Here is a 20,579-nt window from a genome sequence, read left to right as displayed (position 1 = left end):
CGAAAAGGGGGAAAAAGGAGTCAATGGAAGATATTTATAAATACAAACTAACATCAGACTTGGTTATTACTTACGTCAACAGGAAGCCTCAATTGAGGATACCCTCGCAACATCGTCGTTTCGAAGTTGACTCGAAAGTCATGAGTGTCGTCTCTGCACTCACAGGGAACTCAGAAGAGACTTTACATAGGCTAGAGAAGACCATTTCCAAAAACACAATACAAGCTATTGTTAATAAGTTGATTGATGTCGGTGTTCTCATTTCCGCGAACGAACAAAAACAATCACGAACCTCAGAAATAGTTATGGAATGGGCAGAGTGGGGAGAATCCACTTGGTTTGTCCATCTGGAAAGCCGTGATGCCAATTATAAGTCGTCCGATGAAGTGGGTGAGGAATTTATGGAATCTTCCGGACCACATCCTCCTACATATAAATGTAACTGTGAAAAATCAAATATCACTTTGCCTAAACCTAGCACCTTATCAAACATGACCCTTTCCGATGCTTTAACACTTCGAAGAACCTATCGAAACTTTTTGCCGGAATCAATCAAGCTACAAGAACTTTCCGATCTTCTGTATTATACAGGCGGAATCCTCTTCACAAATTCGACTCGGTTCTTTGGACGAGTTGCAAAGAAGGCCGCTCCTTCGCCTGGAGGTCGGCATGCAACGGAATTATATCCAGTCATAAATAATTGTGAAAGTCTGGAAAGAGGCATTTATCATTATTGTCAAAAACATCACGCCCTGCATCTTCTTTCTAAGATGGATGATGTTAAATCATTTTTGGATGAAGCATTGTATGGCCAAGACTACTTTCTGGATGCATCCGTTACAATTTTTTATACAAGTGTTATAGATCGAATTAAATGGAAATACAAAGGCGCACGCATTTATCGACTTATGCATTATGAAACCGCTCACTACGCGCAAAACTTTTTGTTAGCGGGAACAGCACATAATTTAGGCGTTTTCATGACGGCAGCTTTTAAGGAAAGTTTAGTAGAATCAAAACTCGGTATTGACGGAGTACATGAAGTGGCCATGTATGTAACAGGAGCTGGACAAAAAGATGAAATAGGTCCATATGCTCGCGCCGGCATTGAGCTAAGTGAAAACGTACCGGCAGATTTTAAAATTGTCCTGCCAAAAGCTCTTTCTTCTACAGCTGAGCAAAAGATACTAGGGTAAGGTGGAGATGGCATGAAGTTCCTAGTTTCTCAATATTCGAAAATAAAGAAAGTAGTTCATTCACAACCTTGGAGTGCGCCCTTTCTAGGGGCATTGTTTCTAGATTCGTTCGGATCGGGGTTAACCATGCCATTTTTAGTTCTTTTTTTTCTAAAGACGAGTGGTCTTTCGTTGGAGCAAGTAGGTCAAATGCTATCGATTAGTGCATTGGCTGGATTACTTGCCATACCTGTCTGCGGTATGATAGTGGATCGATTAGGTGCAAAGCCTGCTGCTCTTGCAAGTTTTTGGTTACGAGGAATCGGAACTCTTGGATATTTGATATTCCATAATATTTGGGGATTGACAATCGCAGCGACTATTGTTACCTGGGGACAGCGGGCATGGCCAGTTGTGAACCAAACGATCATCTCACAACTTGTCCCCAGCGAGGATCGAACGATGTGGTTTGGAAGTTCTCGAAGTTTACGGAATTTGGGGAATTCTTTAGGAATGCTCATAGGTACAGGTATCATAGCAATATTTAATACACCATTTGCTTATGGGACGTTAATATTCATAGATGCATTCAGTTTTCTTATTGCAGCCGTGTTGATTGCAAAAATTCCATTGCGCAACCAATCAATTATAAAAAAAGAACCGATTTCCAAAAAAGTTTGGGCTATTCGTTTTTCATACGACTCAAACTTAATGCGTTTTTTGGTAGCAGTTGCTCCGATGACCTTTATGTACGTCGCTTTAGGTTTCGCAATGCCTGCTTTTATAAGGGAGATAAGTCCAGACCTTAGCTGGATTTCTGGTGTGTTATTTACAGTAAATAGCCTTTCCGTTATTGTCCTTCAGGTTCCGCTGTTGTTTTTTACACATCGCTTGAACGATTTGCAAAAAATAATCGTCGGTTCGGTTGTTTTAGGCTTATCTTATATCATTTTCTTAGGAAGTACATTTTTAGTATCTGCACACTTGAACTTTTTTGTTCCACTTCTTTTCGTCGGAATTCTTCTCTTTAGTTGTGGAGAACAACTTTTTTATCCAGCGTCTGCAACAATTGTGGGAGAAATTAGTCCGGCTGAGAAAAGAGGGAAAAGCATTTCGAGCTATCAGCTTCTCTATGGAATCAGTAACGCGATCGGTCCCTTCATTGTAGGATATTTATTAACAAGAAATATTCCCCTTTCTTGGTCGTTTTTTGTGGTGCTTGCTTTTGTTGGAGTATTCCTACAGTGTATGTTATTACCCAATATAATTGGACAATCGCGTTCTCGTGAATCAACAATATTATAGGTATAAAAAATGCTAAAAATAACGAGACGTAAAGCGTGATAAGTGTATTTGAATATTCAAATCCTTTCAAAATTAATTAATTTGATGATTTTGATATCACCCCTTATTATAAACATAAGATTTGAAAATTTTACAAAAAGGAGTAGCATAAGGTGAGTAAAATCTTAGTATTGTATGATAGCTGGTGTCCAATCTGTATGAGAGTTAAAGAAAATATTCATAAGCTGGATTGGTTTAACCTTATTGAACTAAAGAGTATTAGAGAAGAAAATAATCTAAATATACCTATCACTGACCTTGAAAAAGAAATGTATTGTATAAACGTAGAAACAGGAAAAATCACAAAAGGTATTGACGCAATCGCTTCTATTTCAGCAAGACTTCCGTTGATGATGTTATTTTGGTTACCTTTAAAATTATCAAGCTACTTTGTTTTTGGTCATAAACTCTACAATTATATAGCTAAAACCAGAAGAATTATTCCGGTTAATAACTGTGATGGAGACACCTGCAATATAAAATAAAGTGAAGTGACCCCTGTCAAGTAGACAGGAATAAAAAAGAACATTTAAGCAAGGGGCTGACCCAAAACGCATTCGCGTTTTGGGTCAGCCCCTAATAGGGTTTGGCTGTGTTTGATTAAACATTTAAGTCTTTCCCTACTTCTTTAGAAATGTAGAGGAGAAACTCTCTGATCGGGTATATCACTAATTTTTCGCTTTGATTAAATGTTACATTGTTCTTTTTTAAATAATCAAGCAGCTGCGGCAAGGTCATTTCATGTCGATAAACAGCATTAAATTTATACAAAACGATTTCTTTCCATTTTCGGGGATTCCCGTTAATATACGTTTCTCCGGCTATCTTATAGTTTAGAATTTTTTCTTTTTGCTCTTCTCATTTTTTCATTGCGACCTTTTCCTCCGTTGTCATGTCGGATGGTTCGGGATACGTATTCACCGTATGGTGTTGAAGAATATGTTGTCGAGCGGATTGGATGAGCAACTCTGCTTTTCTCTTCATATAAGAGCTATTAAGAGCTTTAAATCGCCTTGATAAGTCCTCATCCATTTCTTCCTGGCTTCTAATTTTATTGTTGGTCGATGCTTGTCCCCACTCTTTTATTCTTTCTTCCATGGTTTGAATATGTTCGTATATCGCCTCTTGCAACCGTTCTTCCGCTTCACTTCGGTGTTTTTCTTCAAAAAGTGATTTTTCTTTCAGTTTCCGTTCTTCTTCCGCTAATATTTGATAGTATTTAGCTAATAATTCCTCTTTAAGAAGGACCATTTGTTTATTTTCCTCGTGAGAATACAGTTGAAACGTTTCCATATCGGGTGTAATACTTAATGCCTGTTCTAAGCTAATCTCCAAAGGAGTGGTTAATACAAAAGCATGTCTTTGATTCGTCATCAAAAAACGTAAAATTTTACAGGTTCGATCCTCTGGATTCACATACACAATGCTTCGCGTGTCAAACGGTTCATATTTACTTGGTTGTTGCAATAACAGGTCGAGTAAATGAGGATCTAAATCTAACAAAAATAGGTTCCAATCGATATCTTGCGGCCGCTTTTCTATGATGTGTAACTCTGATTCTACAAATGTAGTATAAGCTGAAACCTTTGGATTAAAAGCTAACCACACTTCATCTACAAGGAAAAATGGTCTGATTCCCTGTGACTGATACGTTTCCTTACGTTTAGCAATGTGAGTAGCATAGCCTTTGCTCCCTTTAAAGCCAGTGAAATAGTCAATTGCCCATATTTTTTCTTGATTAGGAAAGGTTAAGATAAAATCCGGTATAAATGATAACGTTCCTTTATAGTGGTAGCCGTCTTGAACAGTGATGCCATAAGGCTTTAACTGTCCTTCTAGGAGTGTTCGTAGGATGGTCTTCCCCAGTTCATGTCTCTTGATATTCTCGTATTTTTCTTTTTGTTTCTTGTATTTGCGGTAATTCTCGCTATAGGAACATTCACTGCCGTCTTTATGACGAAAGTGAACACTGCGATCGAGCGGGAGAACCATTTCAACCGGTTTCCCGCAACAAACACAAGTAAACGCTTCTTTTTTAGAAAATAGGCGATAATCGTGATTTAACTGTTGAATGATTTGTTTCTTATCGAGTCCATTGGTACTGAGTTGATGAAATTCATAGCAAATATTAACCAATCGACCATGAAACCAAGCCGACTCCATTTTACTCGCCTCACTTTACTTTTCTTCTCTATATTCCGCTAATGGTCACTTTCATCCTTTTCCCTTCTGTTCGAAAAGTGTACGGTACACCTTTTTAAAAAAGTTATCTATTGATTTTCCTACTCTATATGTATTGCAAGCCCATTAATTTCTCTATTCCCTTTACGGATTAACACTACCTGTAAGAACACCTTGAATAAAGCGTCATCCCATGTTCCTAGTGCATCCATAAGATTGAAGTCGTTATGTCTATTAAATAAATTCGTTGCAAGATCAACCAATTTACGGTAACCGCTAGAAAGTTGGTAGTATGCTTCGCTCCGAATTTCCTTCCCTTCTTCATCCACTTCTACTTCACAGTCGATTACTTGATACTCTTGCCCTGTTTCCTCATCTGTTTCAAAATATGAGGTATCTTTATATTTCACTGTCCATAGAAAAGGATAAGTTTTTAAAAAGCTGTCACTAATGCAACGATTATAAATGTCTGGAAGTGCTAATATATAAGCGACAACATGGTATTCCTTATCGTTCCGTGCGTGTGGATACACTTCGGATACTAAATATTCATAGTTTGATTTATGCGGTTCGTTAAGAAAGTACGTAAAACCACCTCTTGTTTAATTATTTTTTATTTCTTTCAATAAATTAGGGATTCAGATTTTCGATTCCCCTTTTTTGTATGTTTATTATTGGTGCATAATTCTTCTAACAGGCGTTCAATGTATTCTGGCACATCGCAGTTATTCTCGAATGTTAGGTCTTTTAACTGTTGGTGCAAGTGTTCATCTAGATGAATCAAAACCGACTTTCTGTTATTGGATATTTTTATAATTCGTTCATTTTTGTATAGCTTCCCTGATGATGTATAAAATTTTGTGTCAAGCATTTGGCTAGACCAAAAGAAAAAGGAAACTTCCATAGCCTAATGATTGACATAACCAATAGCGAAAGAAAAAGAATCACATTCGGTGCTAAGCAGGCGGCAACGGTGGAGGCAGTTACCGCCCCTCCTCCATTTTTTTTCACCATATGGAGAGGCAGTTCTCTTTTGTATCTTGTCTTCCTCATCTCTATCCCAAAAGCGCGATCGCCCCTAGTATAGGATGACTGCCAAAAACAATGGGACGAATCGTCCCATTGTTTTTTCAATAGCGGAACGGTGCTTTAACCGCCTAGTGATAGATGATTTCGAAAATTGTCTTTATCTTATGGTAACGTAAGGCATGTTTTAGATTAGGAAAGCCAATGAACGAATTCCTCCTGCAGCTCTTCAATCACCGAAATGCTGACATCGAAAAGGTTGATCATCAGAGGGGAAAGCTTCCTCCACGCTCGTTTACAAATATCGAAGGACATGTAAAGATACCGCCTAAACCAATATGAAAAATATTACTATAAAGTAAAATTGAACAAAAATATATACAATATATTTCTTTTTTATAGTATAAAATTTATATAGAAATAAAAATACCTATACAGTACCTAGAGGAAAGAAAATAGCGATATTAAAAAATGGTTTCTGCAGTTGCTGGGCTAGTATTTGTTCCGCTTTCTACTTTTGCTGCACTATCTATTTAAATTAGACGATGGGGTTGATTATGCATAACTGGATTAGCTGCCTGACCACCCCTCTTGATTTATCTTGAAAGGAAAGAGTTTATGATTACTATTAAACCTATATATTTTATTCTAGCTACCATTTTATTTGTGGTCGTTCAGGCATTTATGGTCAGAAGAAAAAAGGAGTTTAATTTTTTTAGCATATTGGCAAATATATTTTTGTGAACTACTGTCTGTACGTTATGTTCTTACTCTTTTTCCCTATTTATATTGATCCGAAAGCAATAGATACAAGTCAACCGATCGCTCATAATATTAATATAATTCCCTTCGCTTCGTTAATCGATATGGCCATATTCGCTATCAAACACGGCTATTATATGTCTTTAGTTACAAACATTATGGGAAACACTTTGCTGCTTTTCCCATTGTCCTTTTACTTGACAGTCCTCTGGGATCGGCTTAAAAGCGTGAAAACAGCATTTATTTCCTCCATTTCCATTCCTATTTTAATCGAATTGATTCAATTAATTGAAAACATTTTTCAAGGGACTGGAAGAAAAGTAGATATTGATGATGTCATGCTAAATGGAATCGGCTTTTTTATCGGATACCGGATTGCTGTTCAACTTTATTCACCACTTAAAGAGATCCTTTCACAATCGAGTATCCGTTTAAAAAAACATCATTTATAACTTCAGCGATTTACTATGCAAAATTTTGAACCCCATCCGAGCGTTGCAACAAAAGCTGGAATCATTCTGTTTTGTTTTTTGGGGATATGGTGATCATTTTATATTAGCTGATCGCCATTCTAAGCATGGATAAATGGAGCGGCTTTTATTATGGAAAATAAAAGCAATAAGTTGATTGAGTTTTTTAGCTTGCTCATGGCCTAAAAAGACCATGAGCGAGCTTTCATAAGTTAAATTGGCGCGAACGCGATAAAATAAGTGAGGCTTGGACTTTTAAGACGTTAGAAAGCTACTTTTTGATCACTCTTTTGGATGAATCATCTCTTCAGGACGAACATATTGATCGAATTGCTCCTCCGTTAGCAGCCCTAATTCAATGGCCGCTTGTTTAAGGGACAAGTTATGTTTATGGGCATGTTTGGCGATTTTCGCCGCATTTTCGTAGCCAATGTGAGGATTCAAGGCTGTTACTAACATTAAAGACTGATTCAAGTATTCTTGTATCACTTTTTCGTTTGGCTGAATGCCGACGGCGCAATTCGTATTAAAGGAATCCATCGCATCGGCTAACAGACGGACGGATTGCAAGAAATTATAAGCAATGACCGGTTTAAAAACATTTAATTCAAAATTCCCTTGACTTGCGGCAAAACCAAGCGCCGCATCATTTCCCATCACTTGAACCGCTACCATGGTGAGTGCTTCACTTTGTGTAGGGTTTACTTTTCCAGGCATGATCGAGCTGCCCGGTTCGTTTTCAGGGATGGCAATTTCCCCGATTCCGCAACGAGGGCCGCTTGCCAACCAACGAACGTCATTTGCGATTTTCATTAAATCGGCAGCTAAAGCTTTTAAAGCACCGTGGGCATAGGTGATTTCATCATGGCTTGTTAAAGCATGGAACTTATTGATTGACGAAGTGAACGTTTCTTTTGTATAAGCCGAAATCTCTTCGGCAACCATCTCGCCAAACTTTGGATGAGCATTAATTCCTGTTCCTACAGCCGTTCCCCCAACCGCCAAGGCTTTCATCTTTTCAGTAGATTCCATAATCATCTCTTTGGAACGCTGCAGCATATATGCCCAGCCGCTAATTTCTTGCCCGAGTGTAAGCGGGGTGGCATCTTGGAGATGAGTACGACCGATTTTTACAATATGTTGAAACTCTTTTTCTTTCGCAACGAACGTTGTATGTAAGCGCTCTAATGCCGGAAGCAAAGTGTCTTTGATCGCAAGGACACTCGCAATATGCATGGCTGTCGGAAAGGTATCGTTTGAGCTTTGGCTCATGTTGACATGGTCATTCGGATGAATCTTTTCATCCATTCCTTGTTCTTTTAACCAGGCATTTCCGCGATTCGCTACCACTTCATTCACGTTCATATTCGACTGCGTTCCACTACCGGTTTGCCAAACGACAAGCGGAAAATGGTCATCTAATTTCCCAGCTAAAATTTCATCGCAAGCAAAAACGATCGCCTCTTTTCTAGGTTTGCTTAGTTTTCCTAGTTTTTCATTAACGATGGCGGCACTTCTCTTTAGCACGGCGAAAGCGCGAATTAATTCGATTGGCATTTTTTCTGTTCCAATTTTAAAATTATTCTTACTTCTTTGTGTTTGGGCTCCCCACCATTTATCCGCTGGAACTTTCACTTCACCCATTGTGTCTCTTTCTATCCGATATTCCATCGATCGAATTCCTCCCATATATTGATGATTTCTATGTTTACTATAAAGGAAATGAGCCTCTGGTTTCAAATGATTAAGATGTAGCTTACAAAACAATTTGACAAATAGGGAATAATCCGTCAATATTACTCTGAATTTGAGATATCTTAATTAACGAACAAGCTCTCCTGCCATTAGCTGAGCATATCGATCCACAAGCGAACATACTCAGTGTTGGAGGAAATGTTTTAGAAAACGGAATGCCGCGATTTTTTAAGCGCTTGGCGGAAGGAGTTTTTGATGAGGCCGATTTGATTAAGCGGACGAAAGAACGAAACGACTTTTTAGATGAAGCAGAGGCAAACTATCAATTGAACCGCGGAAATATCGTGGCATTTGGATATTCCAACGGAGCTAATATAGCAGGAAGTTTATTGTTTCATTTTAAAGGGACTTTAAAAGGGGTCTTGCTGCATCATCCAATGATGCCAAGAAGAGGAAACAAACTTCCTGATTTAACCGGTACGTCCGTATTTATTGCCGCGGGTGTGAATGATCCGCTCTGCCTCCGGTCAGAAACGGAGGAACTAGAAGGCAAAGGCCAAGGTAACCATTCATTGGATGAACACCGGCCCATCAGCTTACATGGCAAGAAGTCCGGCAGGCTGCTGAATGGGTATCAACATACGGTTAAGCAATAAATAAGAAAGGTAGAATGAAATCGTTGACGAAATGTTGTTAGGTGAACACGGTTAAACATAACGGTTAACGATTCTTTCTACCGCATTTACATAGCTTTTTCCAAACAAATTGAGATGAACAAGCAGATAAAATAATTGATAAAGTTCTTTACGATCTTCATAATCTTTGGATAAAGGATTTACTTCTTGATAAGCATGATAAAAGCCGGCTGGAAACCCGCCAAATAATTCGGTAAAGGCGAGCTCAAATTCATCATGTCCATAAAAAACAGAAGGATCGATGAGATACGGTTCGCCATTTTCCCCCGCCATCCAATTTCCGCTCCATAAATCTCCATGAAGCAAAGAGGCTTTTGGTTTTTCTGGTATCCATTGCTCTAACTCTTGCATCAGCTTATTTAATTTTTTGAAAATCGAAAGGGGTAACAATCCCTTTTCTTCAGCAAGACGAATTTGAGGTTGCAGCCTGCATGTTCGATAATAATCGATCCATGAATCCAACCATTGATTCGGTTGCGGCAGCTTTCCAATGTAACCATTGTTCGCAAAACCAAATTTTTCTCCTGTATGGTTGTGCATGAGGGCGAGCAGATTTCCAAGTTTTTCGGCGGCTTGTTCAGTTTTCTTCCCGGATATCCATTCTAAAATTAAACAGCCAATTTCGCCATCTTCATAAACATGAAACACGTTTGGAACAGAAATCGTCTTCGTTAAGCGAATCGTATCTAATCCGCTTTTTTCAGAATGAAAAAAGCGTGGAGGCGGCGCTGCTTGAATTTTTATGAAATAGGAGCCGGAAGCTGTCCGAATGTAAAAAGATTCATTGATATCGCCGCCATAAACTTGTTTCCATGTAACGATTTCGCTTGTATCGAAATACGTTTGGATGGCTTTGGATAACATAGAATGCATATGGACCATATCCTTTGCTATTCACGATTTATCCTTCTTCAGGCTTTTTTCTTGGAAAGATAAAATAGGAGATCGAGATGAGAAAATCGACGATGAGCACAATTGTCCAAACTTTTGCAATTTGAACGAGGGCAGCCGTTCGTTCGATATCGTCAATCAACCAATCAATCATTCCTATCATACCACAACCGATCATATAAGATAAAACATGCCGAATCCAGCCTTTAAAATAATGCTTTGCATAGTCGAGACCGTAACGCTTCACTGGTTTTGGCCCTGTTTTTGCCACGTAATATTGAAATCGCTCATCCGCCCAGCGTACCATGCTTTTCCCGAAAGCGATCGAAACGCCAATGTATACGGCAGCCAAACCGTGGGCAATGGTGGCTGTTGCCCCGCGATATAAATCAAAACTCGTAGCGATAAGTAAAACGAGATCGACGATAGGTGACATCGCTAATAGATAGATTCCTAGCTTTTGTTGCTTAAAAACATATCTTGCAAATAGGCCGGCAATAATGAATACCCAAAATCCGATTTCACAGGCAATAATGAACCATGCGATCCAATTCATCTGTTTCTCCTTTTTAATACAATCGTACTAAAAAAGTACAGATTAAGCAAATGGTTTGAAGACCATGACAGGAAGCCTTCTCCATTTTCATAAAAAAACGTTTGGAACACATGAACCAACAAATGTGCGAAGAACGCGATAAAAAACGAGATCGACTGCTCCATCAACATACATTCGGAATCAATAGCCTTTTTGATGAAGAAGAAAAGGTGATCTCCAGAAGAGAAAATGAGCGCTTACATGCAGAACATCTATTTATTGCAGCTTCCTCACCTTCGCCCCGTTAAGAGGCGGGAGAGTTCTCGACGAATGAGGCTACAATCATTTGAAAAGAAACCAATATTAAATTGAGAGATTGGATTACAGAGGGTTTACTGATAAAAGGCATAAAAAAATAGCTTTCCCCCAAGAATGTTGCTCACTGTCACTTTTGAAATGGGGTACAGAAAGTTTTCCACCCCGCATCATCCGTTCAGCACATATGTCTTTCAATCCATTGTCCGTCTGCTTATAGGTTCCTTCGCTATCCATTCATTTGTTATCATATGTAACTGCTTTTTGATGAGCTGTTGCAAAACGTTCTATGCTGATTGTTTTTTAATTGAGTAGCAACATAGAAACCGCCAAAACATTCCGCAAAAAAAACTTCAACTTCGAAACTGAATCGTTTGGAAGTTGAAGCTGCATGTTTTCGTTTGCTGTAAAAAGCAAAGGATGAACCCCATTTATGATTCGTTTGTTTTATTGGGCCTTTTATTGATGTAATAAGCGGTTGCTAGAGCAATTAATGCAATGATAATCAAGCCAATGTACCCTAGCTTTGCCCCGAATAAGAAGATCGCAGTCGTTGGAACCGCCCCGTCAACAAGCGAGGATATGGAGTTCGCTCCTTCTGGAAAAGAAAAACCTACGTTTTTTGCTGCTTGTGTGAAAAGAGGGGAAATATAGGTTGCTAGCAATAAACCAAACCCTAATGCAATCGTGCTTGCTACCACGGTTCGAATAACATTTCCCCGGAAAATCGGAACCATCATACTGACAATGAATGGAATTGTCGCCAAGTCACCGAATGGCAATACTTTGTTGCCAGGTACAATAATGGCTAGTAATAAGACAATCGGCACCATGATCAAAGATGAGGCGATTGCTGCTGGATGTCCTACTGCCAAAGCACTGTCCATCCCTATAAATACTTCGCGGCCAGGAAATTTTGATTTTACAAATTCGCTGGCAGATTCTGAAACGGGCGCAAGTCCCTCCATTAAAATGGAGACCATCCGCGGTAAAAGAAGCATAACAGCTGCAGTCGATACTCCTAAATTCAACACTTCTTTTGCATTCCATCCTGCTAAAATACCGATAATAAGACCTAATATCAGCCCTAATACTGTCGATTCACCTAAAATTCCTAATCTTTTTTGAATCGATTCAGGATCAGCTTTTAAATTTTTAAACCCGGGAATCATGTTGAAGAGCTTTTCTAAAGGCCAAGCAAACAAAATATACGGTGTAGACGTTCCATGGGGAAAAGAAATGTTTGGATAGCCATAAAATTTCTCTACATGTTTTTGTGACATATCAGCAAGGACTAAGAGGACAATGGCATGTACAGAGGCGGTTACAATTCCCATCGCAAAGCTGTCGGTCATAATGCTGACGAGCGCACCTGTGAAGGCAATATGCCATAAATTCCACAAATCAATATTCAGCGTTTTTGTCAAGCCTACAATGAGTAAAATGAAATTGACAATTAATCCGATAGGGATTGCCAAGGCACCTACAGTTGATCCGAAGGCAATGGCAGAAGTAGCTGGCCAACCCACATCAATAATACTTAAATCAATCCCTAGCCTTTCAACCATATCTTTTGCGGCAGGTCCTAAATTATCCACGAGCAAGCCGATAATTAAATTCACACCGATAAAACCAATTCCGACGGTTAAACCTGCCCGAAAGGCACGCCCCGGTTTCATTTTTAAAACAAGACCGAATAAAAAAATGATGACAGGCAATACGACTGTAGGGCCTAAATCAACAATCTTTTGGATGAAATCCATATACTCCCATCCCCTCATTGATTATTTTAATGCTTCTAATATATCGTTAAATACCTTTTCCTTTCCTATTCCTGTTAGTAAAGGAACGGCATTAACAACCTTTGTTTTAATGCTTGGCGGAACAACGGTTGTCGATATGATGACATCATAATCATTTCCGGTTGATAAAATATCCGAAACTTTTGATTGATAAAGCTGAACATCGATTTGTTTTTCTGCAAAAAATTCCTTTAGCTTATTGATCACCATTGTTGATGTTGCAACTCCAGTTCCACAAATGACAAGCACCTTTTTCATTTTTATTCCTCCCTTAATCATCATTTTTTTTATTTTCAAAATATTTCAGTTTCTAAATAGGTAGCGATTTCTTTCTCGTTTTTCATGTCTTTTAAAACAAGCAATTTTTCTTCTTTTTGAAAAAATTCCATTAAACGTTGCAGGAGTTCGATTTGTTTTTTGCCATCGTTCATCGCAAGCATCAAAATAATAGATACATGTACTTTATCATCAGGACTTCCCATTACAGAGAACTCTACAGGTTTCTTTAAGATGGCAACTCCTATGCCCGTTCGAGCAACATGGTAAGCATCTGTGTGCGGAATGGCAACACCGATTGAAACTAATGGCAATCCAGTCGGAAATTCGGCTTCCCTTTCTAAAACAGCATGCTTAAAGGTATCCTTAACAAAACCTTGTTTATATAAAGCATCCGAGAGTTGAGAAAGAATGTCATGTTGATCATACGCTTCGACATTTAACAACACACAATTTTCGTGAATGATTTTTTCAATCGAATTCATGAACCTTCCCCCTAATTAGGTTGAAACACAATTACGTAAAAAATGATAATTCTGACTTTTTACATTTGTTCTGTTTAGTTAATTTTGTTTTAATTATATTTGTAATCGCTTTCTCATGTCAATACATAAAACCAAATTCACAGTTGAAATGTTAAAAAAACGATAGATTCGTATGTTGACATCGAACAGCTTTTTGCTGATATCAATAGGACTCGCTTGTTTCGCTTCACTCATAAGGGCAATAGCTCTTTTCCTCACGACAGAATGCCAGTCTGATCGCAAAATTTTGGGTGCCTTTTGAACATGGCGATGACAGCTTTTTTCAAGCAAGCTGCTACAATCGTTTTCCAACAGATACCATGATTGCCCGGAAGCTTTGTCGTAAAGCCGAAACACTAATGGAAAGGCTTGTTTCATCATATGAACCATGAGCCGGCAAGCAGATGTCTCAGACGAACGAATAAACCATATGCGAGCAATGGAAGCCGCCTCCTTCGATCATGAGATCAAGCGATATCGTCGCTCAAGAAGGTCTTTATTTAGGCTTGACCATTGAGACAACGGAACATCCCCTATTGCCTTTTCCTACAGAAGAATGGTTTCATCCCACAGATTTTGGCTCATTGTCGCCCAATGTTTCGGATAAAAGCTGAGCGGATGAAGCCCCCCGTTAGCGTTCCGGCCATTCCTTCATCAATGATACGGTTGTGATCCCTCATCATCCATGTTGAGTAATAGAGTCTCAGCCCTTCTATCTGTAAAAACTTGATGAATCATTAGTAAGCTGAAGCCTGATACATGAACCTCCTCAATCGTTTGGTCAAATCTCTACTTTATGAAGGTTTTTTGTAAATGTATATTAATGAATGGACCCAAGTAAAAATGGTTTTCCATGAAATTTTTCACCAATTTTCAACAATCGCTGCAGCAGTCTGCTCATCAATAATTAAAACATTGATGAAGCCTCCGTTCAGTGCTCCTTTTATACTTTCAAGTTTATGAATTCCTTCAACAACCGCTATCACTCGGTTCACCTTTTTTAATTCGCTTAAGGAAACGCCAATCACTTTATTGGTGAATGAATTGATAATGACATTACCAGATTCATCAAAAAATCGAAATCCGATATCACCCACGACACCCAGCTTACGCAAATAGTGCAGATCATCATCCTCCAAGTAACCTAGCTTACGCAAGGTGGAGGATTTATGCGGATTGCCGATTCCAATGATAGCTACATCGATATTCCGACCTTCTTCAAGCACGGCTTCGATATCTGGCATGGATAACAATCTTTCCCTTAATTCTTCTGTCTCAACAATGGCTGGAGCATATAAATAAAGACAGGTACAGCTCATTTTTTTAGCCAATTCGTGGGCAAGCTGGTTTGCATGAATTTCCACGAATTTTCTTCCCATCCCTCCTTCAAGCGGAACAATTTTTAACTCTTCTTTGCGAATATACGGAAATTCTTTCACTAGTTCTGCAAGCGTCGTTCCCCATGAAATCCCTAACCTTTTCACCGACTTTAAATTTTTAGAGAGATAATAAGCGCCCGCACGCGCTACAGCCCGCTTCACCATATCAGGCGTCAATCCTACTGTCGGTACGACAACCGCATCCTTCAATCCGTAATGCTTCTCCAATTTTTGCTCCAATTCAACAGTATGGGCACTTTCATCTTTAATAAATATTTCTACGATTCCTACTTCTTTCGCGCGCTGCAGCATTTTGGAAATAATCGGTCTTGACACTCCTATTTTTTTCGCGATTTGTTCTTGCGTCCACCCCTCCATATAATACAATGTAGCCACTTTAACAAGCTGCCTTCTTTCTTCCCACTCTAACATTTCCTCACCTCTTCTTTTTTCATACCATTTCAGGTGTGTTGATACCCCAATAAAACCCCATTGACATTGCTTGATTCCTAGCTCAATCATTCCACATTTTTCATAAAGTAATGGATTATCAACACTTGCGATGTCATTTGCTCTATCTGATTACTTACATAATTCTATAATAAACATATCATCAGATGAATAAAAAGCTTTTATGTTCCATTTACTTTTTTAAAAACAAAAAATAAGAGCTTATTTACATTTTGTTCGATCCATAGAACAATTGTAAATAAGCTCTTTTTACATCCCGCTATTATTTTTTACTTTTATCTATAATGTTTTTTGCGATGTCAAAAAATGATTCAGAAATCGTTGGATGCGGGTGAATCATACGGGCCATTTCTTCGACCGTGCCTTCTAGAAATATGAAAGAAGACGCTTCGGAAATCATTTCCGTTACGTGAGGGCCGACCATGGTGACGCCGATGATTTCTCCATATTTCATGTCATAGACGATTTTGACAAATCCTGATGTGTCGCCGGAAATCAACGCTTTCCCATTTCCGGCAAGATCGAATGTTTCCGTCTTCACCGCAAGCCCTTTCCGTTTCGCCTCTTCTTCCGTCCATCCGACGCTGGCCACTTCCGGAAGTGTAAAAATGCAGCGCGGAACCACTTGATTGTCCATTTTCCGCTCGTACCCTGCTGCGTTTGAAGCAGCAACGATCCCTTCCATATAGGCGGCATGCGCCAGCTGGTACCCCCCTATGACATCGCCTACAGCATAAATGTTGGAAGCGCTCGTCTCCATTTTTTCATTTACTTGAATAAAAGGTCCGTTTTGCTCCAGGTTTAACCCCTGAACCGCAGATAAATTAGGCTTCCTGCCAACGCTTACGAAAAGCGCCTCTCCTTCGACCAACACGGATTCGCCTTTTTCATTGAGACATTCCGTCATGATTTTGTCTCCATTTTTTTGCACACGTGTCACTTTCGCATTTGTTAACGTTCGTACTCCTTTTTTTTGCAGCGATTGAGCAAGCGCTTTGGAGGCGTCCGCATCTTCGGTCGAGATCATCCGTCCAGCCATTTCAATAATGGTCACTCGTGTTTTAAAACGAGAAAAAACCGTCGCCAGCTCCACGCCAATCACGCCGCCGCCAATAATGGTGAGGGAGCTTGGGATGTTGTCGATTTCAAAAATGGTATCGCTTGTATAAAAAGAAACATCGTTTAGCCCGGCGATCGGAGGAATGGAGGGAGATGAGCCGGTCGCCACAATGATTTTATCCGCTTGAACACGTTCCTCTTTTTGATCTGCAATCAATTGAACCGTATTTCCTTCTTCTAAAAAGCCTTCTGCCTGATATACGTCAATTTTTCCTTGCCTTAACAAAAGCGCAATCCCTTGGCGGAGACGGGAAATGACATCATCTTTCCGCTTTTTCATCTTGTCTAAGGAAATCGTGAGGTTACCCGTTTGAATGCCCCATTCTTTGGACAACTCAATGGATTCTATAATTTCAGCGTTTTTCAACCATGTTTTAGAAGGAATGCAGCCTCTATTTAAACAGGTGCCGCCTAAAAACTCCTTTTCCACCAGCATGACTTTTTTTCCAAGACGAGCAGCATGAAGAGCCGCCATATAGCCTCCCGGACCGCCGCCGATGACCGCGATATCATACGATTGTGCCAAATGGAACCTCCTCCTTATAAAATCATTTCATACGGGTTTTCGAGAATGCGTTTGACTTCAGCTAAAAATTCCGCCGCGGGCGCGCCATCGATGACGCGGTGATCAAAAGACAAGCTGACGGTCATGATTGGGCGGATGGCGATGTTCCCATTGACAACCACAGGTTTTTCTTGGATTCTGCCTACGCCTAAAATCGCGATTTCCGGCTGATTAATAATCGGGGTGAATGCATCAATCGGATACATGCCTAAATTGCTAATCGTAAAAGTAGAGCCTTTCAGCTCATCGGGCCGGAGTTTTTGTTCCCTCGCGCGCTTGCTTAAATCTTTTGCTTCCGCGCAAATGGCCGCCAGCCCTTTCTGTTCCACTTGTTTAATGACCGGCACTATTAAACCGTCTTTGACCGCAACGGCTACTCCAACATTGACATTCTTTTTATAAATGATTTCATCATGCTCCAAATGGACGTTTACTTCAGGGAAGCGTGATAAAGCCGTACCAACCGCTTTGATGAGAATGTCCGTATACGTTAAACGAAATCCTGTTTGTGTTTCGACAGTCGGAAGGAGGGCTGTTCTCATTTCGCTTGCTTTTGTCATATCCACATCGCTGGTTAATGTAACGTGGGGAGCGGTAAAGGCGCTTTGTACCATGCGGTCGGCCACCACTTTCCGCAATCCAGATAGCTTCTTCCGGACTTCATGCTGCTCCTGCTTTTGTCCTGACGTTTGAGCTGGAACGGCATGGATCACATCCCGGCTCATCACCTTGCCGCCTGCTCCTGATCCTTGAAGCGTCTTCCAATCGATATTCTCACGTTCGGCCATTTTTCTTGCCAGCGGCGATGCTTTTGGCTGTTCCTTTTCAGTTTCTAAATATTGCTGCACATCTTTCAGGTGGATGCGGCCTTTGGGACCGCTTCCCGAAATCGTTGGCAAATCGACTCCCGCTTCTTTGGCTAAGCGTCTGGCGGCAGGTGTGGCTCGTACCTTTCCATTCTCATTGCTTTTCCCTTCGACAGCGTCCTCGCTTATTGCAGACGGTTCCGCCGTCGCTCCTCCCGATAAAGTCGGCGGCTCTTCGGGAACGGTCTCTCCCCGTTCGCCGATATAACCAATCACTTGATTGACCGGGACTTGATCATCGGCTTGGAAATATTTTTTCAACAGGATTCCTCTGTCATAGGCCTCCACTTCGATATTGATTTTATCGGTCATAATTTCAAAGAGCGGTTCGCCGATATCAACAGGTTCACCTTCTTCTTTCAACCATTGAAGGAGTGTGCCGACTTCCATCGTACTGCTCAGCTTCGGCATAAAAATTTCTTTGGCCATCGGTTCTTCCCCCCTTTTTATTTAAATTGGACCGTTTCTTTTACGGCTTTGATAATATCTGGTACTTGCGGGACAGCCGCTTTTTCTAAATTCGGGTTATAAGGAATCGGAACAGGCAGCCCGCCAAGCCGTTTAATAGGGGCGTCGAGATAATCGAGAGCCTCGCTCTCTGCAATGATGCTTGCGATTTCACCGCCATATCCTCCACGTTTGACCGCTTCGTGGACAACGACCACTCGTCCTGTCTTTTTCACCGATTCGACGATCGTCTCTTCATCAAGCGGGACAAGTGTTCTCGGATCGACAATTTCGACGTCAATCCCTTCCTTTTCAAGCTCTTTTGCCGCTTCTAATGCCTTATGCACCATCATCGCTGTGGCAACAATGGTTACGTCCTTTCCTTCCCGTTTCATGTCTGCTTTTCCTAATGGAATGGAGTATGGTTCTTCTGGAACGTGGCTTTTCGTTTTGTAAAGGAGCTTATGTTCGTAGAAAATCACGGGATTATCATCATCAATCGCCGCCTTCAACAATCCTTTGGCATCATAAGCGGTTGACGGCTGTACGACCTTTAGCCCGGGAATATGAGCCATCCATGCTTCTAGGCTTTGGGAATGTTGGGCAGCTGCGCCTGTACCTGATCCAGCAGGAGTTCTTACCACCATCGGAACCTTCCCTTTTCCTCCGTACATGTATCGGAGTTTTGCCGCTTGGTTCACAAGCTGATCCATCGCGATCGTGATAAAATCGGAAAATTGCAGCTCCAAAATCGGCCGCATCCCTGTCAACGCTGATCCGACGGCCGCACCGGCAATAGCTGCTTCCGAAATCGGCGTATTTCTCACACGTTCCGGTCCAAATTCTTCAATCATTCCTCGCGTGACACCAAATGCGCCGCCGTAAACCCCGATATCCTCTCCTAATAAATAAACATCTTGATTTTTTCTCATTTCCTGACTCATCGCTTCGCGAACGGCTTCTAAATACGTGATCTCTCGCATCGCTTTTCTCCCCCTTTACGCATAAACGTCTTCCAACAATGTATCGAGCGACGGTTCTGGACTTTTTTCGGCAAACGCAACAGCGTCTTCAATTTCCCGGAACGCTTCTTCGCGCAGCTGTTCGGCCTTTTCTTCTGTTAATACTCCTTTTTCCATCAAGTACTCTTTGAATCTTTTGATCGGATCTTTTTTTCTCCATTCTTGTTCTTCTTCGCGAGTGCGATATTTTTTGGCGTCGCTTTTGGAGTGGCCCTTCCATCGATAGGTTTTGGCTTCAATCAGTACAGGCCCCTTTCCTGATCTGGCATATTCAACCGCTTCATAAACGGCATTCATCACTTCCAGCATGTCATTTCCGTCGATGACCTTGCCGGGAATGCCGTAAGCCTGTGCCCGATCGGCGATATGTTCAATATTGAACATATCTTTGACAGACCCGCTCATTCCATATTGATTGTTCTCGCATATGAACACAACGGGAAGATCCCAAATGGAAGCAAGGTTTAGGGATTCATGGAAGCTTCCTTCATTGGCTGCACCATCTCCGAAAAAGCACAAGACAACATAGCCTTCGTTTTTCATCCTGGAAGTTAATGCCGCGCCGACGGCCAACGGGATGCCGCCGCCGACAATTCCGTTTGCGCCAAGGTTTCCTTTTTCCACGTCGGCAATGTGCATAGAGCCGCCTTTTCCTTTACAGTATCCGGTCACTTTGCCAAACAGTTCGGCCATCATTTTATCGACGGATGCCCCTTTCGCAATGCAATGACCGTGGCCTCGATGCGTGCTCGTAATTTTATCTTTCTCTTGCAAAACCGCAATGGATCCAGCTGCCGTCGCTTCTTGTCCGACGCAAAGGTGTGTCGTTCCATGAATCATCCCCTTAGCAAAAAATTGGTCCACCTTCTCATCAAAATATCGAATGAGCCACATTTGTTTATACAATTCAACTAATTTTTCATCTGTTATAAATGCTGGAAGTGCATGATTGCTCATTTTTACACTCTCCCTTTACATTTGTTCTTTATATTTACTTTTGTAATAAATATAAAGTTTTT

Annotated in this window: 18 protein-coding genes and 1 pseudogene; 5 read left to right on the top strand and 14 right to left on the bottom strand. The window is 40.6% G+C overall.

The window, feature by feature from the left end:
• Positions 1-23: 23 nt before the first annotated feature.
• The 3 genes from B6A27_RS06115 to B6A27_RS06105 all read left to right on the top strand — a co-directional run bounded on the left by B6A27_RS06115 (position 24) and on the right by B6A27_RS06105 (position 3,004).
• Positions 24-1,196 (top strand): SagB/ThcOx family dehydrogenase, encoded by a 1,173-nt coding sequence (locus B6A27_RS06115; protein WP_080860771.1) that lies wholly within the window; start codon positions 24-26, stop codon positions 1,194-1,196.
• Between the two features lie 12 nt (positions 1,197-1,208).
• A complete protein-coding gene (locus tag B6A27_RS06110) occupies positions 1,209-2,480 on the top strand; it encodes an MFS transporter (protein ID WP_080860769.1) in 1,272 nt (423 codons plus the stop codon).
• A 152-nt stretch (positions 2,481-2,632) separates the two neighbouring features.
• Positions 2,633-3,004, top strand: a complete 372-nt coding sequence (locus tag B6A27_RS06105; RefSeq protein WP_080860767.1) for a thiol-disulfide oxidoreductase DCC family protein — start codon at positions 2,633-2,635, stop codon at positions 3,002-3,004.
• 115 nt (positions 3,005-3,119) lie between these two features.
• Here the strand turns inward: B6A27_RS06105 and B6A27_RS18610 are convergent, their stop codons facing one another.
• The 3 genes from B6A27_RS18610 to B6A27_RS06095 form a co-directional block, all read right to left on the bottom strand.
• The gene (locus B6A27_RS18610) at positions 3,120-3,290 is read right to left on the bottom strand and encodes a hypothetical protein (protein ID WP_161491032.1); all 171 of its coding nucleotides are present in this window, start codon (positions 3,288-3,290) and stop codon (positions 3,120-3,122) included.
• An 87-nt stretch (positions 3,291-3,377) separates the two neighbouring features.
• Entirely contained in the window at positions 3,378-4,682 is a 1,305-nt protein-coding gene (locus B6A27_RS06100; protein ID WP_080860765.1) for a competence protein CoiA family protein, read from the bottom strand.
• A gap of 119 nt (positions 4,683-4,801) precedes the next feature.
• Positions 4,802-5,110, bottom strand: coding sequence for a hypothetical protein (locus B6A27_RS06095; protein ID WP_139788072.1), 309 nt, complete (start codon positions 5,108-5,110; stop codon positions 4,802-4,804).
• Between the two features lie 1,356 nt (positions 5,111-6,466).
• Here B6A27_RS06095 and B6A27_RS06085 point away from each other — a divergent pair.
• On the top strand, positions 6,467-6,940 hold the full coding sequence (locus B6A27_RS06085) for a VanZ family protein (RefSeq protein WP_080860757.1): 474 nt from the start codon (positions 6,467-6,469) through the stop codon (positions 6,938-6,940).
• 300 nt (positions 6,941-7,240) lie between these two features.
• Here the strand turns inward: B6A27_RS06085 and fumC are convergent, their stop codons facing one another.
• The gene (gene fumC / locus B6A27_RS06080; RefSeq protein ID WP_080860754.1) at positions 7,241-8,629 is read right to left on the bottom strand and encodes a class II fumarate hydratase; all 1,389 of its coding nucleotides are present in this window, start codon (positions 8,627-8,629) and stop codon (positions 7,241-7,243) included.
• A 152-nt stretch (positions 8,630-8,781) separates the two neighbouring features.
• Between fumC and B6A27_RS06075 the strand changes: the two are divergent.
• A pseudogene (locus B6A27_RS06075) lies at positions 8,782-9,302 on the top strand (alpha/beta hydrolase); the annotation flags it as partial.
• A gap of 58 nt (positions 9,303-9,360) precedes the next feature.
• On the opposite strand, the gene B6A27_RS06070 reads toward B6A27_RS06075, so the two are convergent.
• The 10 genes from B6A27_RS06070 to pdhA all read right to left on the bottom strand — a co-directional run bounded on the left by B6A27_RS06070 (position 9,361) and on the right by pdhA (position 20,517).
• The gene (locus B6A27_RS06070; RefSeq protein WP_369815560.1) at positions 9,361-10,221 is read right to left on the bottom strand and encodes a fructosamine kinase family protein; all 861 of its coding nucleotides are present in this window, start codon (positions 10,219-10,221) and stop codon (positions 9,361-9,363) included.
• 28 nt (positions 10,222-10,249) lie between these two features.
• Positions 10,250-10,795, bottom strand: coding sequence for a hypothetical protein (locus B6A27_RS06065; protein ID WP_080860752.1), 546 nt, complete (start codon positions 10,793-10,795; stop codon positions 10,250-10,252).
• A gap of 725 nt (positions 10,796-11,520) precedes the next feature.
• Entirely contained in the window at positions 11,521-12,852 is a 1,332-nt protein-coding gene (locus tag B6A27_RS06055) for a PTS galactitol transporter subunit IIC (protein ID WP_080860748.1), read from the bottom strand.
• Between the two features lie 21 nt (positions 12,853-12,873).
• Entirely contained in the window at positions 12,874-13,149 is a 276-nt protein-coding gene (locus B6A27_RS06050) for a PTS sugar transporter subunit IIB (protein ID WP_044741673.1), read from the bottom strand.
• A 35-nt stretch (positions 13,150-13,184) separates the two neighbouring features.
• On the bottom strand, positions 13,185-13,652 hold the full coding sequence (locus B6A27_RS06045; RefSeq protein WP_080860746.1) for a PTS sugar transporter subunit IIA: 468 nt from the start codon (positions 13,650-13,652) through the stop codon (positions 13,185-13,187).
• Between the two features lie 902 nt (positions 13,653-14,554).
• Entirely contained in the window at positions 14,555-15,502 is a 948-nt protein-coding gene (locus B6A27_RS06035) for a sugar-binding transcriptional regulator (protein WP_080860742.1), read from the bottom strand.
• A gap of 301 nt (positions 15,503-15,803) precedes the next feature.
• Entirely contained in the window at positions 15,804-17,186 is a 1,383-nt protein-coding gene (lpdA, locus tag B6A27_RS06030; RefSeq protein ID WP_080860740.1) for a dihydrolipoyl dehydrogenase, read from the bottom strand.
• A gap of 14 nt (positions 17,187-17,200) precedes the next feature.
• Entirely contained in the window at positions 17,201-18,520 is a 1,320-nt protein-coding gene (locus B6A27_RS06025) for a dihydrolipoamide acetyltransferase family protein (protein WP_080860738.1), read from the bottom strand.
• 17 nt (positions 18,521-18,537) lie between these two features.
• Positions 18,538-19,521, bottom strand: a complete 984-nt coding sequence (locus B6A27_RS06020) for an alpha-ketoacid dehydrogenase subunit beta (RefSeq protein WP_080860736.1) — start codon at positions 19,519-19,521, stop codon at positions 18,538-18,540.
• 15 nt (positions 19,522-19,536) lie between these two features.
• Positions 19,537-20,517, bottom strand: coding sequence for a pyruvate dehydrogenase (acetyl-transferring) E1 component subunit alpha (gene pdhA, locus B6A27_RS06015; RefSeq protein WP_044741667.1), 981 nt, complete (start codon positions 20,515-20,517; stop codon positions 19,537-19,539).
• Positions 20,518-20,579: the final 62 nt, after the last annotated feature.

This window comes from Anoxybacillus sp. UARK-01, from assembly GCF_002075365.1.
Lineage (GTDB): Bacteria > Bacillota > Bacilli > Bacillales > Anoxybacillaceae > Anoxybacteroides > Anoxybacteroides rupiense.
This window is presented reverse-complemented; position numbering and strand designations above follow the sequence as displayed.